The following is a 21,138-nucleotide window of genomic DNA, read 5'->3' as shown; positions in this document are numbered from 1 at the left end:
CGGAAACGAAAGGGCCGGCGCGAGGCCGGCCCTTCCAGTGCGAGTTACACACCCACGATCAAAACACTGTGAGGAATAGCGCCAGGTTAGTCACGTTGAGCGTGCCGATGCCCGCGCCAGGCTCGTACCCAGGTACGCCCTGGTAGAACCAGTTGTCGCCCGCCTTGATGTCATTGAAGGGCGAGAACGGTCCGTAGCTGAAGATGTTCTGGAATGCGTAGATTTGCGGATTCCACAGACCGACGCGGCCGTACGTTGCCTGCTTCAGCAGAGCACTGATGCCGTTGAGCTGCGGCGCCACGAAGCTGGTGCCACCTTCGCCGGTCAGCAGGCCGCTGCCATCCGTCGACGACACGAAGCTGTAGCCCGTTTCCGGATCGGCATTGAGCGAGATGTCCGGTACGTTGCGACCTTTGAAGTTCGCCGGCAGCGTGTAGTTGAAGCCGTTGGCCGGCTGGTACAGGGTCTGCTGCTTCTCGCTCTTGCGGATGCCCGAGGTAAATGCCTGGTAGCGCGGTCGCGACCAGAACACGCTCACACCGCCACCGCCGCCCGTCGAGAACACTTCGCTGGTGATATCCGCACCGAAGTTGGTCTTGAAGTAGCTGACGATGTAATCCCAACCCCAGATGCGCTCCTTGTCGAGCGTGGCCTTGGGGCCGCCGCTGAAGCTATAGGTGAAGGGCACGGTGGTGCCACCAGCCGTGGTGATGAGCGGATCGGAGCCTGGTGCGTCCGCCGTCAGCGGCGGCGGTACGGCGTCGGTCGGCAGGCCACCCAGGGCGCGCACGGTGTCGTAGGCGCCGGAATCGCCCGCTGTGGCGAACATCGAGATGCCCTGTGCGGCCGCTTCCAGGAACACTTGGTGGAAGGCGCGCAGCTCGTCGGTGTAATCCACGCCGCCATTCAACTGCGGGAAGTAGAAGATCTCCGGCTCACCCCAGCTCACCGACAGGCTATCGACCTTGTTATCGGACACGGCCTGATTGAACACGTCGAAGAAACCGGCGCTGGTGTTTGGTGCGTCATAGACGATGATGTCCGCCCACGGCGCCAGGCCGCCTGACTGTTCCACGTCCAGCGAGGTTTCGCCCGAGCCCGCAGCGGAGCCGAGCACGCCGCCGCCGTCCACGTGTACCTGGGTAATGCGGTTGGGTTTGACCGGGAGCCCGATGGTGCTCCAGTACGTATACGCGTCGGCCGGCACGAAATCCGCCAGCGTGGCGATACCGATGGTGGAGCCCTTGCCGTTCACGCCCGCCTTGTAGAGCGGGTTGATGTTGTAGCGGTTGGCCACATCACCCACGGTAAACGAGCCGGGTGTGCAGGTCGCCGTCGGGTTGCCGGTGCAGGGTGTCGTCGCTGGCGCGGTGGCCGCGGCCGTCCTGGCCATGGGGCTCATGGTGGAGGCGGAAGCGGGAGCCGACGGCTTGAACGCCGACACGCGACGCGAGTGATAACGCGCCTCGGTGCTGAGGCCGGAAGCGACGATCAGCGTGCTCGACAGGGACGAGGGCAGCGTTGGCGTGGCGTTCGGTCGATGGAACGTGGTGCCATCGGCATTGCGATAATCGTGAATAGACGTCTGGAAGGCCTTATTGAACTGGCCAACCGTGCCGCTCACCTTGATGGCCAAATGGTTGGGCAGCAGTTCCACCTGCTGCAAACCTTGCTGCTTGGCGAATGCCTGCACCTTGGCGATGTCGTCGGCCGACGCGCCGAAGCGGTCCGCGAACTGCGCCGTGGTGAGGAAGCGGCGGAAGGAAGGATTACCCTGGGTGACCGTGCTGTAGACGAAATTCTCTAACGCGTCCTGATTGCGAAGTCCCAGCACAAGCGTGACGTTGACCGTCTCGTTCGTGTTGCTGGGTCCAAGGTCTGCTGATGGCGAATTGCCCGCGGCCATCGCCACTGAGGTGGCGCCGCCGAAGAACAGTAAGCCGAGAGAGGCTGCGAGCGACTTGCGTTGCAACGTCGAGAGCATTGTGTTTTCTCCAGGGTGGAAAGGGCCCTGACCGCGGCGCTGTGACGACGGCCCTGTGCGTCGGCACGCTTTTCGGCATGGCCATAGACGGACGACATTGGACTCCCCAAAACCCAGTGCGCCCCCTGGAAATACATCCGCACTGGCGTTTCGAACTTAGCGCCGTCGACGTCATTCCGTGAAGTGTCCAGCGATTCGTAGGAATTGGCGAAAGCCGCACGGCAGCTCAATGTGAGCCGCAAAAAAATGCGCCTACACCTTTTGGCCTATATGCCTGTCTTAGCCGGAAAGAACGCCCGTTTGAAGCCGAAGGGGCATCTGCGTGTCTGAATCGTAGCTAACGTCAAGCCCTGGTCTGTCAGGAACTAGCCCGATATCGTGAAGTCCTTCGAATCGACGGGGCTGAGACGCAACAATCTGCGCCGTTGTGCGCCACAGGCGCGCCCAACCCATTGCACAAGGAAGAGTCGTTCATGAAAAGCATCAAGTTAGCCGCGGCTGCCGTGGTCTTCACCGTTGTCCCGGTTTTGGCAGAAGCGCAGGACGGGCAATTCTTCGTCAACGGAAGTGCCGGTCAATCCAACTACAGCGTTTCCGGGTGGAGTGGTGGTCATCGGGACAACACGGACACCCAGGGCGCGTTGCGTTTTGGCTACCTTTGGCACGCCGGTGCACTCGATTACGGGGTAGAGACGGGGTACGCCAATCTGGGCGAAGTGACAGCGCACGGGAGTTATAGCTACCTGGATGTCAACGGCTCGCCGGCACAGGCCAACTATCGCCAGTCGTTGTCCACTAAGGGCTGGTTGCTCGGTGGCAACCTCAAGTACAACTTTGGATCGTCCTGGTACCTGTCGGCGCGCGGTGGTTGGTTCCGGGCCAAGACCACCGGTACGGTCGACTCCACGGGTTTCAGCGGGGCGCGCTACTCCCAGACAGACACCCGCGGGTATGTGGGTGTGGGCGCGGGCTACAACTTCTCCAAGTCCTGGAGCCTGGGAGTGGGCTACGACTATTACGACCTGGGCGGCAGGTACTCGGACGCGCACGTTAATACGTATTCGGCTACTGCTGAGTTTCGCTTCTAACCTCGGGCGGCCGCGTGAGCGGCCGTCTTTTTGGGCCGGAGAGCCATTTGCGGCACAATAAAAGGGTTGTGCGTCGTGGACAGCCCTGTTTTCGACGCCCCGTTTCCCCGGAGTCGAAGCCATCGCCATGACCACCATCAAGCAAGACGACCTGATCCAGTCCGTAGCGGACGCCCTGCAGTACATCAGCTACTACCACCCCGTCGACTACATCACCAACCTCGCCGCCGCCTACGAGCGCGAGGAGTCGCCGGCGGCCAAGGACGCGATGGCGCAGATCCTGATCAATTCGCGCATGGCCGCCGAAGGCCACCGTCCGCTCTGCCAGGACACCGGCATCGTCACCGTCTTCCTCAAGGTCGGCATGAACGTCCGCTGGGACGCCACCATGTCGCTGGACGATATGGTCAACGAGGGCGTGCGCCGCGCCTACAACGACCCGGACAACAAGCTGCGCGCCAGCGTGCTGGCCGATCCGGCCGGCAAGCGCACCAATACCAAGGACAACACGCCGGCCGTCATCAACGTCTCCATCGTGCCGGGCGACACCGTCGAAGTGATCGTCGCCGCCAAGGGCGGCGGTTCGGAAGCCAAGTCCAAGTTCGCCATGCTCAACCCGTCCGACTCCATCGTGGACTGGGTGCTCAAGACCGTGCCGACCATGGGCGCTGGCTGGTGCCCGCCGGGCATGCTGGGTATTGGCATCGGCGGCACCGCCGAAAAGGCGATGCTGCTGGCCAAGGAATCGTTGATGGAACATATCGACATCCAGGAGCTGATCGCCCGCGGCCCGCAGAATCGCGCGGAAGAGCTGCGCATCGAGCTGTACGAGAAGGTCAATGCGCTGGGCATCGGCGCGCAGGGCCTGGGTGGCCTGACCACCGTGCTTGACATCAAGATCAAGGATTACCCGACTCACGCGGCCAATCTGCCGGTGGCGATGATCCCCAATTGCGCCGCCACCCGCCATGCGCACTTCACGCTGGATGGTTCGGGCCCGGTCGCACTGGATCCGCCGTCGCTGGAACATTGGCCGAAGCTCACGTATGACTCGAGCAAGGGTCGTCGCGTGAACCTCGACACCGTCACCCGCGAGGACGTCGCGAGCTGGAAGCCGGGCGAGGTGCTGCTGCTCAACGGCAAGCTGCTCACCGGCCGCGACGCCGCGCATAAGCGCATGGTCGACATGCTCAACAAGGGCGAGCCGCTGCCGGTCGACTTCAAGAACCGCTTCATCTACTACGTCGGCCCGGTTGATCCCGTGCGTGACGAAGTGGTTGGTCCGGCCGGCCCGACCACGGCCACCCGCATGGACAAGTTCACCGAGCAGGTGCTGGCGCAGACCGGCCTGCTGGGCATGGTCGGCAAGGCCGAGCGCGGCCCGGCCGCCATCGAGGCGATCAAGAAGCACCAGTCGGTGTATTTGATGGCTGTGGGTGGCGCCGCCTATCTTGTGTCCAAGGCGATCAAGGCCTCGCGTGTCGTGGGCTTTGCCGACCTGGGCATGGAAGCCATCTATGAGTTCGAAGTGCAGGACATGCCGGTGACTGTGGCGGTCGACTCGGCTGGCACCTCCGTGCACCAGACGGGCCCGAAGGAATGGCAGGCTCGTATTGGCAAAATCCCTGTGGTTGTCGCGTAAGAACCACACTTCTCCTTCTCCCCTCCGGGGAGAGGGAGCTATTCGTGCTATCCCATACGCATCCGCATTTAGCCATCCAAACGCCCATCGCGGCGCAGCGGTTGCATTCCGCCTGCTGCGGCGCAACACTGGCCAGATTGTTTTCCCCAACCACCAACGTAGGTACTCGTGAACCCGCAAAGCCCCGCGTCGCTTCCTGCTGACGCATCCTGGATCGTGATGAAGTTTGGCGGCACCAGTGTCGCTACCCTGCCACGCTGGCAGAACATCCGTGAGCTCGTTGCCAGCCGCCGCGCCGAAGGCGCCCGCGTGCTGGTGGTGGTGTCCGCGCTCACCGGCATCACCGACGCACTCAAACAAATGTGCGCGCAGGAAGACAAGGGCAAACGCATCGAGGCTGCCAAGGTGATCGCACAGCGTCATTACGACCTGCTCGATCACATGCAGCTGGCGGTTCCGGATACCCTCGGTGCTCGGCTTTCCGAGCTGGCAAAGCTGGCCAACGAAGGCCCCTCGCTGCTCGGCGAACTGGCCTGGTCGGCGCTGGTGCAGGCGCACGGTGAGCTGATGTCCAGCGCGCTCGGCGCGGCGTTCCTTTCCCACAGCGGCTTGAGCACGCAGTGGGTGGACGCGCGCGATTGCCTCTCGGCGATTGCGCTGCCCAACCAGAACGAGCGCACCAAGCTGCTCTCCGCCATGGTCGAGGCCAAACCGGATCCGGCACTGAACGCGCGCCTCGCCGCGCTGGGCGATGTCTTCATCACCCAGGGCTTCATCGCGCGTGAATCGCAGGGGCGCACGGTGCTGCTCGGCCGCGGCGGTTCGGATACCTCGGCCTCGTACTTCGGCGCGTTGCTGAAGGCGCAGCGCGTGGAAATCTGGACCGACGTGGCGGGCATGTTCACCGCCAACCCCCGCCAGGTGCCCAGCGCCCGCCTGCTACAGCGACTGGATTACGAAGAGGCCCAGGAAATCGCCTCCACTGGCGCCAAGGTGCTGCATCCGCGTTGCCTTTCGCCACTGCGCGAGCCACGTGTCCCGTTGTTGATCAAGGATACCAACCGGCCTGAGCTGGAAGGCACGCTGATCGGCCCGGAAGTGCGTGAGCATGCACCCAGCGTCAAGGCGATCAGTGCGCGCAAGGGCATCACGCTGGTGTCGATGGAATCGGTGGGCATGTGGCAGCAGGTCGGTTTCCTTGCTGACGTGTTTGCGCAGTTCAAGCAACACGGCCTGTCGGTAGACATGATCGGCTCGGCCGAGACCAACGTAACGGTGTCGCTGGACCCCACCGAAAACCTGCTCGATTCCGATGCGCTCGCCGCATTGGCCAGCGACCTGGCCAAGGTGTGTCGGGTGAAGGTGATCGCGCCGTGCGCGGCGATCACGCTGGTCGGTCGCGGCATGCGTTCGATGCTGCATACGCTGTCTGCCGTGTTGGCCGAGTTCGGCCAGCTGCGCGTGCACATGATTTCGCAGTCGTCCAACAACCTCAATCTCACCTTCGTGGTGGATGAGAATGTGGTCGACGAACTGTTGCCGCATCTGCACGAGTTGCTGATCACGGCGGGCGCACTGCGTACCGATGACAGCGCCCTGTTCGGTCCAAGCTGGCAGGCGCTGTATGGCACCGGCGAGGTATTGCCGCCGGCTGCGTCGTGGTGGCGCGAAGAGCGTCGTGCCGATCTGCTGAAGATCGGCGCGGGAGCCACGCCGCGTTACGTTTACTACCTGCCCACCGTTCGCCAGCAGGCGCGTGAATTGAAGACGCTGGACGCCGTGGATCGTCTGCACTACGCGGTGAAGGCCAATACGCATCCGGCCATTCTTAAGGCGTTGGCGGAAGAGGGCTTTGGCTTTGAGTGCGTGTCGCCGGGCGAACTGAAAGCCGTCATGGCCGTAGTGCCCGAGTCGGCACCACTGTTGTTCACGCCCAACTTTGCACCGAAGGACGATTACGCGTGGGCACTCACCACGCGCGCCACGCTGTCACTGGATTCGCTCTATCAGTTGGAACAGTGGGGCGAGCTTTTCCGCGGCAAGGAAGTGGTGCTTCGACTCGACCTCGGTCGCGGTCTGGGCCATCACGAGAAGGTGCGCACAGGCGGCAGTGGCAGCAAGTTTGGCCTGCCGGTGGAACAGCTGGACGCGTTCCTGCGCCTTGCCGATACGCACGGTGTTACCGTGCGCGGTCTGCATGCGCACCTTGGCTCGGGCATCCTCGATGACGCGCATTGGGGTGAGGTCTACGGTCAGCTGGCCAGTCTGGCCGAACGCATCGGCAGTGTGACTTTCCTGGATATCGGCGGTGGCCTTGGCGTGCCGTCGCATCCGGGCGAGGCGCGGCTCGATATCGGAGCACTCGACAAAGTGCTGCGCGAGGTCAAGGCGGCCTATCCGCACTACAAGCTGTGGATGGAGCCCGGTCGTTACCTCGTGGCCGATGCCGGCGTGCTGATCACCAAGGTCACCCAGACCAAGGGCAAAGGTAACGGCCAGATCCGCTACCTCGGCGTGGATACCGGCATGAACAGCCTGATCCGCCCCGCGCTGTACGAGGCCTGGCACGAGATCGTGAACCTCACGCGCCTGGACGAGCCCGCCACCTCGCTGTTCCAGGTGGTTGGCCCGATCTGCGAAAGCGGCGACGTGCTGGGCACCGACCGCCGCCTGCCGGAGCCGCAGGAAGGCGACGTCGTACTCGTGGCACAGGCGGGCGCGTACGGCAAGGTGATGTCCTCGCCGTACAACCTGCGGGATGAGGCGGAAGAGATCATCCTGGAGTGAGCCTCGCTTTTCTCCCTCTCCCCTCCGGGGAGAGGGTTGGGGTCAGGGGCGGGTGCTCGCGGCGACGTATAAAACTGGGACGCTTACGGATGAAGCGTATGAATCTGGATCGCGCCCGAAGCTTGCGGGTCGGTCAAACAGACGCGGAGCAGTTGCTCTGGCATCGTCTGCGTAATCGTCGTTTGCAAGGCTGGAAATTTCGCCGCCAACATCAGATTGACCAGTACATCGTCGATTTTTTGTGTCCGGATGCGGGCCTGATTGTGGAGTTGGACGGTGGGCAGCATGGCGATCAGATGGCTTATGACGACGCACGATCGAAAAAGCTATCCGGGATGGGTTATCGCGTACTGCGTTTCTGGAACAATGACGTACTAAAGAACACTGATAGCGTGCTCGAGGCGATTCTGGAGGCTTTGGCCAGCCCGACCCCTCACCCCGACCCTCTCCCCGGAGGGGAGAGGGAGCATGCAATGGAGACTGAGGCGTGACCACTAACATCAACCCCCGCCTGACCCAGGTATTCCGCTTCGTGCGGTGCAGCTACGCCGACGGCGTGGCTGAGCTGGTGTATGCCTTCGACCACGACGAGGAGCTGATCGAGCGCGTGCGTTTTCCGAACGCACCCGCGCTGCCGGTCAGCCATCAGGCCGCGTTCGACCAGGCGCTGAAGCTGCTTCACCTGATCGCGGGCGTGAGCTACTACAAGGCCGGTGTGCCGCCGCGCATCGACGTGGCCAGTGGTCCGCTCGATGACGCCACGGCTGACCTGCTCGATGCGCTGTATCTGCATGGCCTCGCCGAGTTTGCGTATCGCAACGGGCTGGACCTGCGTGGTCGGATCAATTTCCCGCGCGGCGGTGCAGTGCAGCCCGAGGCCAAGGCACTGGGTCTGCCGCATCGCACGCTGGTGCCCATCGGCGGCGGCAAGGATTCGCTGGCCGCGGTGGAAGCGATCAAGTCCATCAGCGGTGACGCGACGGCCGTATGGGTCGGCAATTCGCCGCTGATCGCCGCCTGTGCCGAGCGCACCGGTCTGCCCATGCTCAACATCCAGCGCGAACTGGCGCCCGGCCTGTTCGAGCTCAATCGCCTTGGCGCGTGGAACGGCCATATCCCGGTGACGGCGGTCAATTCCGCCATCCTCGCGGTGGCGGCGATCCTCTACGGTTTCGACAGCATTGCTTTCGCCAACGAGCGTTCCGCTTCCGCCGCCACGTTGGAATACGAAGGCCAGCAGGTGAACCACCAATGGAGCAAGGGCTACACCTTCGAGCAGTTGCTCAGTGACTGGCTGCACCAGCACGTCGCGGCCGATCTCGATTACTGCTCCCTGCTGCGTCCGTTCTCCGAACTAGCCGTGACCCGCGCGTTCTCGAAGCTGACGCCGTATTTCGACGTGTTCTCCAGCTGCAACCGCAACTTCAAGATTCTTGGCCCCAAGCCGGCGGATCGCTGGTGCGGTCAGTGCCCGAAGTGCCACTTCGTGTTCCTGGCGCTGGCGCCATTCCTTGCCAAGCCGCGCCTGCTGTCGATCTTCGGCCGCAACCTGCTGGACGACGAGAACCTCGCGCCCGGTTTCGATGCGTTGCTCGAGTATCAGAACCACAAGCCGTTCGAGTGCGTGGGCGAGGGCGCAGAAGCGCGTGCGGCGATGTATGCACTGAGCCAGCGTTCGGAATGGCAGGAAGATACGCTGGTGGCACGTTTCATCCGTGACATCCTTCCGCAGCTCGACGTGAGCGAGTTGGCGCTGGAGCCGTGGCTGGAGCCATCCACTGAACAACGCATTCCCACGCGTCTACAATCGGCGCTGGTGTTCTTCGCGTGACCCATTCGTCGCCGTTGCGTATCGCCGATCTCGCCGGCAAGCGAGTGGCGATCTGGGGATTCGGGCGCGAGGGCAAGGCGGCTATCGCCGCCATTCGCTCACGTCTCCCCGCGTTGCCGCTGACGTTGTTCTGCAGTGATGCGGAAGTCGCTGCAGCGAAGGCGTTCGATGCGACGCTGACGGTGCGCGGTGAAGAGCCCGACGCGGCGGCCCTCGCCGTGTTCGACGTGGTGGTGAAGTCCCCTGGCATTTCGGCGTACAAGCCCGCACTGCTGGCCGCGCGCGAGGCGGGCATTCGCGTGACGTCGGGAACCGCCCTATGGTTCGCGGAGAAGCCGGACGCGCGCGTCGTCGCCGTGACGGGCACCAAGGGCAAGAGCACGACGACGGCCCTGCTTGCGCATCTCGCCCGCAGCCTAGGCGTGCGTACCGCGCTGGCGGGCAATATCGGCATGCCACTGCTGGAATTGGTCGATGAGTCCGCCGATCTCTGGGCTATCGAGCTGTCGAGTTTTCAGACAGGCGAGGCCGGTCCGGTGGAGCTCGGTGTCATCACCAGCCTCTACGAAGAACACCTCGACTGGCACGGTACGCGTGAGCGCTACATCGAAGACAAGCTCAAGCTCACCGACGTATCGAAGCAGTTGTTGGTCAATACCACGCAACCGGCGCTGCTCGAGCGCACATCGAGTCATCCCCATCGCGTCGTGTTCGGCAATCCAGAGGGCTGGCATGTTGCGGACGGTTTCATTCGCCGCGGCGCGCAGCGCGTGTTCGATATAGCTAAGCTGCGCGCGCCGGGCGAGCACAACGCACTCAACGCCTGTGCGGCGCTCGCAGCGCTGGAAACCATGGGCTTCGATGCACTACAAGCCGCACCGTCGCTTGCGACCTTCCGCCCGTTGCCGCATCGATTGCAACCGCTGGGTGAACACGACGGTTTCCACTGGATCAACGACTCCATCAGCACCATGCCCCAGGCCGCACTGGCTGCACTAGATAGCCTGAAGGGACAGGCCGTGACCCTCATCGTGGGCGGGCATGATCGTGGGCTGGACTGGAGCGAGTTCGTTACGGCGATGAAGGGGCAAGCGCCGCATGCACTCCTGGCGCAAGGCGCCAATGGTCCGCGCATCGCGCGAGCGTTGCGTGAGGCCGCTGTGGCAGTGGAAGAGGTAAGCGATCTTGCAGCGGCCGTTGCACGCGCACGGGCATTGACGCCTGCCGGGGGAACCATCTTGTTGTCACCCGGTGCTCCCAGCTTCGACCAGTTCCACGACTATGCCGATCGCGGTCGCCATTTCGCTGAGATGGCTGGTTTTGATGCGCATGAGATCGTTGGCATCGAAGGGCTCGGTGTGAGCTGAGTGGGTTGGACGTGCGTGGCCGGGCACCATGCGCTTGAACCGATGAAATATGAAATGACCTGCACAAACTGCGCGGAGCTGACCACGTGCTCGAGATCCGACGAGATGACCTGACGAGCCGTGAAGTGGCGGCCCTGTTGCAAGAACATCTTGATGAGATGGCCGAATACTCGCCACCGGAAAGCATTCACGCGCTCGATCTGGATAGGCTCCGTCGACCGGAAATCACCTTCTGGACGATCTGGCAGGACGGCGGCCTGATGGGCTGCGGCGCCATCCGTGAACTCGATCCCACGCATGGCGAGATCAAATCCATGCGAACGTCGTACCGGCATCGCCGCAAGGGCGTGGCTGCCGTGATGTTGCAGCACATCCTCGATGAAGCCGCGCAGCGCGGCTATCAACGCCTGAGTCTGGAAACCGGCTCGCCTGCTGCCTTTGAACCGGCGAGGCAGTTGTATGCGCGGTTCGGCTTCACGTATTGCGGACCGTTCGGGGATTACGTGGAGGACGCGTACAGCGTGTTCATGACACGGGTGATCCAGCGTAGCTAGCGGGACCGGAGCCGCTCCCACACAGGACGTCACGTATTCGGAGTTACAAAAAAGCCACGCTTCTTGCGAAGCGTGGCTTTTCGTTTTCGTCGTGCCGATAACCTGTTACCAGATCTTCACGCGATCCGTCGGTGCGAGGTACAACGTTTCACCCGGCTTGGGCTGGAATGCGTCGTACCAGCCGTCGAGATTACGCACGGTCTGCGCGCGGAAGCGGCCCGGCGAATGCTCGTTGCCGATCACGCGCTGGCGCATGGCGGCGTCGCGGACCTTCTCGCGCCAGCTCTGGCCGAAGGCGAGGAAGAAGCGCTGGTCGCCGGTCAGGCCGTCGACTACCGGAGCCGGCTTGCCGCCAAGGGACTTGTGATAGGCGATGTACGCGACGGTCAGGCCCGATACGTCGGCGATGTTCTCGCCCAGCGTCTGCTGGCCGTTCACATGCAGGCCCGGCAATGCCTCATACGCGTTGTACTGCGCGACCAGCTTGTCGCCGGCGGCCTTGAAGTGCGCTTGGTCTTCCGGCGTCCACCAGTTGGCCAGATTGCCCTGCGCGTCGAACTCGGCGCCGAGGTTATCGAAGCTGTGGCTGATCTCGTGTCCGATCACTGCACCGATGGAACCGTAGTTCGCTGCGGCGTCGGCCTTCGGATCGAAGAACGGTGCTTCGAGGATGGCCGCGGGGAAGTTCAGCGCATTCTGCAGCGGCAGGTTCACGGCGTTGACCGTCTGCGGTGTCATCCACCATTCGCCGCGATCCACGGGCTGGCCGAGCTTGGCGAGCTGATGGTCGTACTCGTACTTTTCGGCGCGCTGCTGATTGCCCAGTGCGTCATCGGCGCGGATGTCGAGCTTGGTGTAATCACGCCATGTTTCCGGGTAGCCCACACTCACTCGGATGCTGGCGATCTTGGCCTTGGCCTTCTGGCGGGTGGCCGGCGTCATCCAATCGAGACGGTCCACACGCTCGTCGAACGCGGCGAGGATGTTCTTCACCATCTGCTCGACCTGCTGCTTGGACGAGGCGGGGAAGTACTCCTTCACGTAGATCTGGCCGACCGCGTCGCCCAGTGCGCCGTTGGTGCTGGCCACGGCGCGCTTCCAGCGATCACGTTGCTTGGGCGTACCGGACAGGGTCTGGCCGTAGAAGCCGAAGCTGAGATCGGCATACGCCTTGGGTAGCAGCGACGCGCTCTCGTTGAGTTCGTGGAAGGTGAGGTAATCCTTCCATGCCTGCAGCGGCTCGCTGGCGGTCAGCGCGGAGAGTGCCTTGATGGCCGGCACCTGCCATACGTCGACGATCTTCTGCTGATCGAGGCCGGCTGCCTTGAAGTAGGCGGCCCAGTCCAGGCCCGGCGCGTTCTTGGCGAACGAGGCCAGCGCCCACGGGTTGTTTGCCTTGTGGATGTCCTGGCTGTCGACGATATCGACCTGGGCCTTGGCGATCTTGGTTTCGAGATCGAGGATGGTCTTGGCCTTCGCGTCGGCATCGGCCACGCCTGCCTGCTTCAGCAGGGCAGTGATGTATGCCTGGTACTTGCCGCGCGTTTCCACCATCGCCTTGTCGTCGGACAGGTAATAGTCGCGCGTGGGCATGCCCAGACCGCCCTGCAACAGGTACGGGATGTTGCGCGAGGCGTCTTGCAGGCCGTGCGAGATGAACAGGCCAAACAGGTGCTCGGTGTGGAAGTTGGTGGCATTCACCGGATCCACGTCGGCACGCAGGCCATCACCCAGCACGCGGGCGAGGTCGGCCTTGCTGTTGATGGCGTCGATGGCCTTCAGTTCGGGCTGCAGCGGTTCGAGGCCGCGCTTCTCGATAGTGCCTTCGTCCATAAACGCAGCGTAGTAATCGGCAATCTTGCGCTCGTTGCTGCCCGCTGCCGGCTTGCTCTTGCCCGCCGCCTGGATCAGGTCAGCGTTGCGCTTCTCGGCCTTCTGGAACACTTCCAGAAAGATGCCCGTGCTGGAACGGTCGGCAGGAATCTCTGCCGTCTTCTTCCAGTTGCCGCTGGCGTAGTTGTCGAAGTCATTGCCCGGCAACACGCTGTGGTCGATGCCAGCCAAGTCGATGCCGCTGGCGCTGCGCGCCGCCGTGTGGGCCGGGGCCGGCTGGGTCGCCGTGCCCGCTGCGGCGCAGGTGGTGGCCATGGCAGCCGCCGTGAAAATCCAACGAAGTTGCCGCATGGGCGGTCTCCTGGGTGGGGAAAATAACAACGATAGTCCCAACGGGCACCTGGCAGGGCATGACCTTTGGCCTAGGAATGGAGTTTCCAGCCCTGCAAGAACTTGCTGGTGATGGGTTATTCTTTGCGTTCCCCCTGGGCCTGCTAGGCCCTGACACCAGCCAAGGAAGGCCGCTCATGGCGAACTCCGGTTCGATCGTAAATTCGCACGTGCTCGCGCAAGTGGCGCAGTGGCGAGATGCTTTTGCGTCGGCAGAGCCGTTTCGTCATGTGATCATCGACGACTTCCTCGAGCCTGCGTTTGTGGAAGCCCTGCTGACCCAGTTTCCCGATTTCGAACAGGGAAACTATGTGGGCGACGACGGTCGCCCCGGCGGAAAATCCACGATGGACCGCGTGCGTGGCCTCGGGGACGCCTACCGGCGCCTCGACGAGGTGATCCAGACACGCCAGTTTCTTGATTTTGTCGGCAATATCACGGCTATCCCAGACCTGATCTACGACCCGTTCTATCTTGGCGGCGGGACGCATGAGAATCGTCATGGGCAGGGTCTGCAGGCGCATATCGATTTCAACTATCACCCCAGTGAACGCTGGCATCGCCGGCTCAATCTCATCGTGTACCTCAATCACGAATGGGACGAGAGCTGGGGCGGCATGTTTGATCTTTACCGCGATCCCTATGCGGACCCTGCACCCCTGGTTCGCGTGGCGCCGTTGTTCAATCGTTGCGTGATCTTCGAGACCAACGAACATAGCTGGCATGGCTTTGACACGATCCTCCTGCCGGAGGACAGGCGTGACCTCAGCCGCAAATCGATCGCTTTGTACTTCTACAGCGCTGAACGCCCTGCTTTGGAAACAGCGGGCCGCCACACCACGCACTATGTCAACGCGCAGTTGCCAGAGCACCTGCTGCCGGGCCATACGCTAGCTGACTCCGACGTGTCGACGCTCAAGCTGCTGATTGCACAACGCGACGAACAATTGCGAGGGCTCTACGCAGAGAACTCGAAGCTTTTGCAGGCTCAGGACCAAGGCTTTGGCGGTCACTTGCTGTATCTGCTCAAGCGCTTGTACGTGCGCTATCGCCGCTGATTCCGGGGGGGACGGTGCCTCCCTTGCTCCGATGGACTCAGCGCTCGATGCGGTAGTTGAGCGACGCACGATTGAAGTCCGTTGCGCTCTGCGCCTCGAAATTCCAGCGCGCGTTGAAGTGGTAGCGCAGGGTAATGACCTGGCCTGGATCGAACAGGCCCACGCCATAGCTGATGTACAGACGCGGCGAGAGGTATTTGCCCATCGTGAAGGCGGAGCTGCCGTTGAGCGCATCGCTGCTGCTGACGCCGACATCGTCCAGACCCAAGCGCGAGCCGATGCTCTTGGCGAGCAGGTTGCCGGTAGCCGAACCCAACGCTTGTGCCGCCGCGCCCACCATGTTGCCTTCGCCACCCTTTACCTGTGACAGCGGCTTGCCAGTGATGAGGTAGGAGAGGGCATCGGACTGTTCCATCGGCGGCTGCGAGAACACCGTGAGCACCGGTCGTTGCGCCGTGCCTGCGATATTGAGGCCAACCTGTTGACCGTCGTCGATGGTGGCGTTGGGGTTGAGCTTGCGAATCGCGCGGATGTTCAGGCCGGGGTTGTCGATGGGCGTGCTGGCGAACAGCAGCTGGCCGCGATCGATCTGCAGGTTCTGCCCGTACGCTTTATAGGTGCCACTCACGTCGATCTGGCCCTGGCCGGTGGTTGCGCGGCCGGGGCGTTCACTGACCACCAGTTGGCCTTGCAGGCGACCGTCGAGCCCCATGCCTACGAGGTGGGTCTTGTTGCCTAGGTTGACTGTCACCGTGGCGGAAAGCGGCATCTGGCTGGCGGCTTCCTGCGGCTGCTTGTCGTCCACCACCACCACGTCGGGCGAGGCCTTGGTAGCTCCCGCGCCGGGTAGCTTGTCGAGATTCACGTCGGCATTGTCGAGCGCGACGCTGCCAGTGATGTCCAGACCCTTGTCGTTGTGAGTTACCGCGAGATCTGGAGAGATCGCGACCTTCGCGGCAGGAATGTCGACCGCCCGGAAGTTGCTGCCCTTGACGGTCAGCACGCTCTGCGCGTCCGCGCCAAGCGACGCCGTACCCGCCAGCGCAACGCTGCCGTCACCGGAATGCAGCGTGCCGTCGATGCGGAAATGCTGTGCATCGGTGGTGCCGATACTCACGTGCCCCTGGCTCAGTTTCAGCCCCATCGCGGGGATCTCTGCCGCGAAATCCGTCAGGTTGGCCTGGCCGCTGATGGCGGGAGCAGACAGTGTGCCGGCGAGATTGAAGTCGCCGTTCATAGCGCCCTTGGGGTTCACCACTTCGGTGGTGAAGATCTCCAGCAGGCGAAGATTGCTCACATGGATGCCGACGTGACCGCCGAGCGATTTCTGCGCGCCGCTGATGGTGACGTTGCCGTCCACGCGACCCGTGTTGGTCAGTCCTGCGTGCAGTTCGATCTGCTGGCTGGACGGACTGAGCTGAGCGGTGAGTGCCAGATTGTCGTAAGTGACGAGCGGCTGGTCAGTGCGGTCAGCGTAGGCGACAGAGCCGTGGGGCGAAGTGATCGATGCGTTGCCTGTGAGCGCGCCCGCCGTATTGCGGCGAATGCTGCCGTTGCCGTCGAGCGAACCCTCCACGCGCATGGGCACTTTGCTGGTGCTCACCGCGCTCATGATCAACGCAATGGGCAGGCCGTGCAGCCGATAGCTGGCATCGAGATTGCCGGCCTTGTCCTGCTTGGCAGCGGCGCACAGCAGCGGCTCGCCGGCAGTGAGGCACAGCTCGGACAGGTTGAGTGCGCCGTCGTTATACGAGAGCTGCGTTGACTGTTGCAGTCGCCAGCGGGGCAGGCCAGCGAGATCGATGTTGAGCGTGGACAACGAGCCGTTCCATGCCGAACCCTTGAGGCCGCCGCTCAGCGCCAGATCAGTGGAGAGTGGCGAGCCATGCGCGGCCAAGGTGAGGTTGTGCCGCTCCGCCGTGCCGTCACCCCGCACGCTGACCTGCGTGAAGGCCAGCCCGCCAGCGTTGACACCGCCTGCCTGTAGATCCAGCTTGCCGCCTGGATGGCTGATATCCGGCACGTTGGCGAGCAGGTGAAGCGTCTCCACATGCTGGCCGGCATAGCTCAGTGCGTTGCCTTGCAGGTTCGTGTCGACGGCAAGCTTGGGGTAGATGCCGCGTAGCTGGATGGTGCCCTGCAGTTTGCCGGCTGCTTCCGGCAGCCAGTCGCCCAACGAAGCAACCGCGAGCTTGATGGTGACGTCGTTCGCCTTGCCGGGCTTTGCATCGATAAGGGCATCACTGCCGCCGGAAACGAGATGTAACTTGCCATCCACCACGCCCTCGGGCGGCAAGTGCAGCTTGCCGTCGCCGTGCACGGTGCGGTCGCGCAGATGGCCGTCGAGCTTGCGGATCTCCAGTGTGACGTCCGGATGGCCCTGCGGTAGCGTGCCTTGCGAGGCGATGTCGAAATCCAGCGAACCGTTCCACTTGGCCAGCAGATGTCCGGGGTCGAATTTGTTGGCGACGGCTTCGAGCTGCCAACCCAACGCCGGCTGCAGCGTCAGCGTGCCCTTGGCCTGCAAGTCGCCCTGCGGTTGCTTGACGGTCAAAGCATGCAGGTTGATGAGCTTCTGCGTACCGTCGAGATCGAGTGTGACGTCTGCGAGCTTTCCTTCCGGGCCCAGTGCAAGCGCGCTTTCCGCATGGAACTGCTCGGCTGAACCCTTGGCGGTGAGCGTGCCATGGCTCATCAGGGGTTGCCCCGCCAACTCCTGTGGAAGCACGACATCCTTCCAGTCGAGCGTAAGGTCGGCGCTCAACGGCTTGGCCGAGAGCTGCACGACGCCATGCGCGTTGACGCTGCCCTGGAACTGCGGGGAGGCGATGCCGAGCTGGTCCAGTGTCAGCGTGTTGAGGTCGTCGCTAAAGCGCGCGCTCAGCGGCTGCAGTTTTACTTGGTAGTCGTTGAGTCCCAGTTGTCCGGTGACGGTGCCGCTGCGGCGATCACCCTTGCCGGTGAGTGCGACGGACAGGCCCGTGAGCGGGCTATCACCGAGGAACGGCTTGGGATCGAAGCGCGGTGCGTCAAGCGCTGCATTCCACGCGTAATCGCCAGCCTGGGCCATATCCAACTGCAGGCGGGCGGGCATGGGTAGCGTGAGCTGAAGATCCAGGTGTGCCTGCTTGCCATCGCCGTGCCCGACCAGCTCGCCGGCATACTCGGTGCCGCCGGCTGTCCAGGCGAAGCTGGCCTTGCTGTCGCCGCGGTAGGTGCTGCCGACGACGATGTTGCCGGTGAGATCGGCATGCCCATCCGGCGCGCGCAAAGCGAGTTGCCGCAATTCGATGCCGCTGCGGCTCGTCCAACTGCCAGCGAGGTCGAGCGAATCGGAGGCGAACACGGGTTGCCCCGCCTGCGTGATCTTCACCGTACCCACGTGCGCGCGGTCGAGCACCATGTCGAGCGGGGGCTGCCAGGAGAAACTGCTTTGGTTTTCCGGCTGGTCGGGCTCGCTTGGCGGCAACGCAACGTCCACGCCATCGACGTTGAGGTCGAGCACATGCAGTCGCTTGCGCAGCAGGGCAGGCACGCGCAAGTCCAGATGGGCCTTGGCTACCTTGACGTCCAATCCCTTGCCGTCCGCGTAGCGCAGGCCGGCGAGATCAAGCGGACCGACCAGACGTCCATCGGCTGATTGCACGCTGAGCTGGCCGTTGGTAAAGCCCTCCGCGCGCGCCAGCGCGAAACGCAGGCCCGACGAGGTACCGAGCAACCATGCGAAGAAGGCCAGCAGCAACAGCAGCAGTGTGAGTAGCGACAGCAATGTCCAGCGCAGCCAGCGGCGGCGTGGGCGCGGTGTGGGGACGGCTGCGGTATCAGTCATGACATCGTTGCTCACAGATCCGGGCCGATCACGACGTGCAGTTCCACGCCATGGTCATCCGCGTTGTGCACCGGCGTGCCCAGATCCACCCGGATCATACCCACGGGCGAGAGCCAGCGAACGCCCAGGCCCGCGCCGATCTTCGGACGATAGTCGGTACCGTTGAACGCATTGCCCGCGTCCACGAAGGCTGCCATGCCCCATTGGCGGGTGAAGTAGTGTTCGACCTCGGTGCTGCCCACCAGCAGGTTTTTGCCGCCGATTACGCGACCATAGGAGTTCTCGGGACCGATGCTCTGGTAGCCGTAGCCGCGCACTGAGCGGTCACCGCCGGCGAAGAAGCGCAATTGCGGCGGCAGGTCATCGAAGTTGTTGGTCCAGGTGGCGCCGGCCGATGCGCGCAGGATGAGGCGGTTGTTGCCCCAGAACGAGTTGATCCATTTGCCGTCGGCGATGACCTGGCTGAAGCTGGCATCGGACAGCAGCGAACCGACGGTGCTGCGGGCGGTGAAGGTCAGCGCCCAGCCGTTGCGCACGAAGATGGGGTTGTCGCCGGATTTGCGCGACAGCGTCGCCTCCGGATAGAACAGGTTGCTCCGACCGTGCTCGAGCCCCGGCGTGCTGTCCGATTCGCCGGCCTTTTGGCCCACCGTGAACGTGCCGTCCAGTGCGTGCACGCCGATAGTGCGCACCCAGCCGTACCATTCACGCGTTTCGTTAGCCACGAGCTCCAGTGTCTTGGACTTGGAGGTATCTGTGTTGGAGTCGCGATACGTGGCGCCGTAGTTGAAGCTGCGCTGGTTGGGGCCGGGCATGGGCACCGTGTACAGCGTCGACACGGTCTTGAGCTTCTGCGCAAGGATGATCTCGTTCTTCCACTTGTGGCCGCTGCGGTTCACCCAACGCCGTTCCATGCTGGCGCGTGCACCGACGCCGGTGTCGGTGCCGATGAACGGGCCGCCGCTGTAGATGGTGCGCTTGGCCGGTGACAGCTCCACTTTTACGTCGACTACGCCGTTCTTCTTGTCATCGATGTCGGGCAGTACGTTCACTACGGAGAAGTAATCCGCTCCGTTCAAGGCCTGCTGAAGCTGCAACAGCTTGTCCTGCGCGAAGTAGTCGCCAGCCTTGAAAGGCACGTAGCGCTGCAGGAAGCCATCCTTGAACTGCGAGCCGTCGAAATGCACGTCGCCGAACTTGTAGCGCGAGCCGGCATCCCACGCGAGCTGGATCACAGCGCTGCGCTCGCCGCGATTCACTTCCACACGATGAGTGACGAGCTTGGCGTCAAGGAAGCCATTGGCAGTGAGCGCTCCGCTGAGTGCATCGCGCGAGGAGTCGTACTCGCCGTCGTTAAGCGTCTGGCCCTTGAGGTTCTCGATGGCGCGCTGAGCACGGCGGATGGCCGGGATCTTCGCTGCGACCGGGTCGAGCTTGATGTTCACCGTCGTCACCGTCACCGGCGTTCCGGGTGAGACATGCAACGTAACGCGCCAGTTCTCACCCACCGGGTCGAGCTGGCCCTGCACGTTGGCTTCGTAATAGCCGTAGGGCTGCAGTGCCGTCTTGGCCTGGTCGAGCGATTGCTCGTACAGGCGGCGCACCTGCGCCTCGGTCACGTCGCGATTGGCGTACTGCGAGATATCGACGCCCGAGCTCACCGCGAGTTTGAGCGGGTCGTCCACGCCGTCCACCACCAGTTGTACACCGGCATGCGCGAGCACCGGTATGAACAGGAGCAGTGCGAGAAGGCGTCTGGTTATCTGCATGTGTCGTTTGGAGCGTCCTTGTCTCATTGTCCGTCGTGCGGACAGGGCCGTGCAGAGTATCTATCAGGTGAAATGTCTGGGATCTATCAACGCCGCCTCAGCGAGTGGCCCTGAAGATGAGCGGAAGCATGCGCCAGGATTCAGGCTGCTCTGGCGCGTCGGCGCAGAAGCCTTCGTTCGGATCGTGACAGAAGCCTATTTCTGCACGGCTGAAGCCGGCGTTGCGGATCTGCTCCAGTATGTCCCACCCGAAATGGTGGAACGTATAGATGCCGCCATGTCGCAATCCATCGCCATGGTATTCGGGAGGGTATAGATGCTCGATGTCACCCGAAGCAGTCGGCCGGCCGCGAAGCACGGATTGCTCCTGCTCCATGAAGAAGGGGATGGTGAATAACATGACACCGCCGGGCTTAAGCACGCGTGCTGATTCGAGCAATGCGGCTGGAGTGTCGTAAACGTGCTCTAGTACGTCGCTGTGACCAAGCAGATCGAGTGAGTCGCTGGCATAGGACATGGTTGTGATGGATTCGTGCCGTGTGATTCGCCAGCGCCACCAATGTGTGGACCATGCGTAGCGGCGCCCGCTTCTACGGTCTTCGCCGAGATACTCCGAGCCCTGCAACCCGGGTATCAACGCGTGTGCGCGCCGGTATAGCAGCGTTGTCTTTTCGAGCAGCGCGCCCGTGCAGTGACGCGTGGAACCAGACCGGGCGGCGCATGCGAGCATGGAGGAAAGCACCAGACGCTGTCGCGTAGTCATGCGGCAATGCCTGCATTTCAGCCCTTCCCGTAGGTTGTGGTGTGAATCGCCGGTGAAGGTGGTGCCTGTATTGCAAGCTGTGCAGAAACCCTGATAGCTCAGTTCATTGCGTAGCAGATGGGCTGCGCGGGTGATGTCGGCCTGAACTTGTTGTGCGGCATCAGCAAACTCATTCTTTCCTTCGAACCACCGTACCGTAGCCATTACTGCATTCCATTCGTGGTCATGAGATTCCATGATCCC

At 62.9% G+C, this 21,138-nt stretch carries 13 protein-coding genes; 8 read left to right on the top strand and 5 right to left on the bottom strand.

Annotated elements, in window-relative coordinates; genetic code table 11:
* Positions 1-58 precede the first annotated feature (58 nt).
* Entirely contained in the window at positions 59-1,984 is a 1,926-nt protein-coding gene (locus tag DyAD56_RS00630; protein WP_102300807.1) for a S53 family peptidase, read from the bottom strand.
* Positions 1,985-2,457: 473 nt separating this feature from the next.
* On the opposite strand from DyAD56_RS00630, the gene DyAD56_RS00625 reads away from it, so the two are divergent.
* From DyAD56_RS00625 to DyAD56_RS00595, 7 genes are all read left to right on the top strand, one after another.
* Positions 2,458-3,072, top strand: a complete 615-nt coding sequence (locus DyAD56_RS00625; RefSeq protein ID WP_102300806.1) for an outer membrane beta-barrel protein — start codon at positions 2,458-2,460, stop codon at positions 3,070-3,072.
* 127 nt (positions 3,073-3,199) lie between these two features.
* Positions 3,200-4,714, top strand: coding sequence for a fumarate hydratase (locus tag DyAD56_RS00620; RefSeq protein WP_102300805.1), 1,515 nt, complete (start codon positions 3,200-3,202; stop codon positions 4,712-4,714).
* Between the two features lie 168 nt (positions 4,715-4,882).
* Positions 4,883-7,501: a bifunctional aspartate kinase/diaminopimelate decarboxylase gene (locus tag DyAD56_RS00615; RefSeq protein WP_255409177.1), complete on the top strand. Its 2,619-nt coding sequence runs from the start codon at positions 4,883-4,885 to the stop codon at positions 7,499-7,501.
* 89 nt (positions 7,502-7,590) lie between these two features.
* Positions 7,591-7,992: an endonuclease domain-containing protein gene (locus DyAD56_RS00610; protein ID WP_102300803.1), complete on the top strand. Its 402-nt coding sequence runs from the start codon at positions 7,591-7,593 to the stop codon at positions 7,990-7,992.
* Positions 7,989-9,332, top strand: coding sequence for a UDP-N-acetyl-alpha-D-muramoyl-L-alanyl-L-glutamate epimerase (murL, locus tag DyAD56_RS00605; RefSeq protein ID WP_102300802.1), 1,344 nt, complete (start codon positions 7,989-7,991; stop codon positions 9,330-9,332). The genes DyAD56_RS00610 and murL overlap by 4 nt, the downstream gene beginning before the upstream one ends.
* Before the next feature lie 14 nt (positions 9,333-9,346).
* Entirely contained in the window at positions 9,347-10,699 is a 1,353-nt protein-coding gene (gene murD, locus DyAD56_RS00600; protein WP_102301080.1) for a UDP-N-acetylmuramoyl-L-alanine--D-glutamate ligase, read from the top strand.
* A gap of 86 nt (positions 10,700-10,785) precedes the next feature.
* A complete protein-coding gene (locus tag DyAD56_RS00595) occupies positions 10,786-11,253 on the top strand; it encodes a GNAT family N-acetyltransferase (RefSeq protein WP_233202232.1) in 468 nt (155 codons plus the stop codon).
* Between the two features lie 105 nt (positions 11,254-11,358).
* Here the strand turns inward: DyAD56_RS00595 and DyAD56_RS00590 are convergent, their stop codons facing one another.
* On the bottom strand, positions 11,359-13,437 hold the full coding sequence (locus DyAD56_RS00590; RefSeq protein ID WP_102300801.1) for a M13 family metallopeptidase: 2,079 nt from the start codon (positions 13,435-13,437) through the stop codon (positions 11,359-11,361).
* A 176-nt stretch (positions 13,438-13,613) separates the two neighbouring features.
* Between DyAD56_RS00590 and DyAD56_RS00585 the strand changes: the two genes are divergently transcribed.
* Positions 13,614-14,534 (top strand): 2OG-Fe(II) oxygenase, encoded by a 921-nt coding sequence (locus tag DyAD56_RS00585; protein ID WP_102300800.1) that lies wholly within the window; start codon positions 13,614-13,616, stop codon positions 14,532-14,534.
* Positions 14,535-14,571: 37 nt separating this feature from the next.
* Here the strand turns inward: DyAD56_RS00585 and DyAD56_RS00580 are convergent, their stop codons facing one another.
* From DyAD56_RS00580 to DyAD56_RS00570, 3 genes are all read right to left on the bottom strand, one after another.
* Entirely contained in the window at positions 14,572-18,363 is a 3,792-nt protein-coding gene (locus DyAD56_RS00580) for a translocation/assembly module TamB domain-containing protein (protein ID WP_102301078.1), read from the bottom strand.
* 11 nt (positions 18,364-18,374) lie between these two features.
* Positions 18,375-20,132 carry an outer membrane protein assembly factor gene (locus DyAD56_RS00575; protein WP_102300799.1) on the bottom strand — a complete coding sequence of 586 codons (1,758 nt, stop codon included), beginning with the start codon at positions 20,130-20,132 and terminating at the stop codon, positions 18,375-18,377.
* Between the two features lie 97 nt (positions 20,133-20,229).
* On the bottom strand, positions 20,230-21,132 hold the full coding sequence (locus tag DyAD56_RS00570) for a methyltransferase domain-containing protein (protein ID WP_102300798.1): 903 nt from the start codon (positions 21,130-21,132) through the stop codon (positions 20,230-20,232).
* Positions 21,133-21,138: the final 6 nt, after the last annotated feature.

Origin of the sequence: Dyella sp. AD56 (assembly GCF_002878475.1) — a bacterium.
Classification (GTDB): domain Bacteria; phylum Pseudomonadota; class Gammaproteobacteria; order Xanthomonadales; family Rhodanobacteraceae; genus Dyella.
This window is presented reverse-complemented; position numbering and strand designations above follow the sequence as displayed.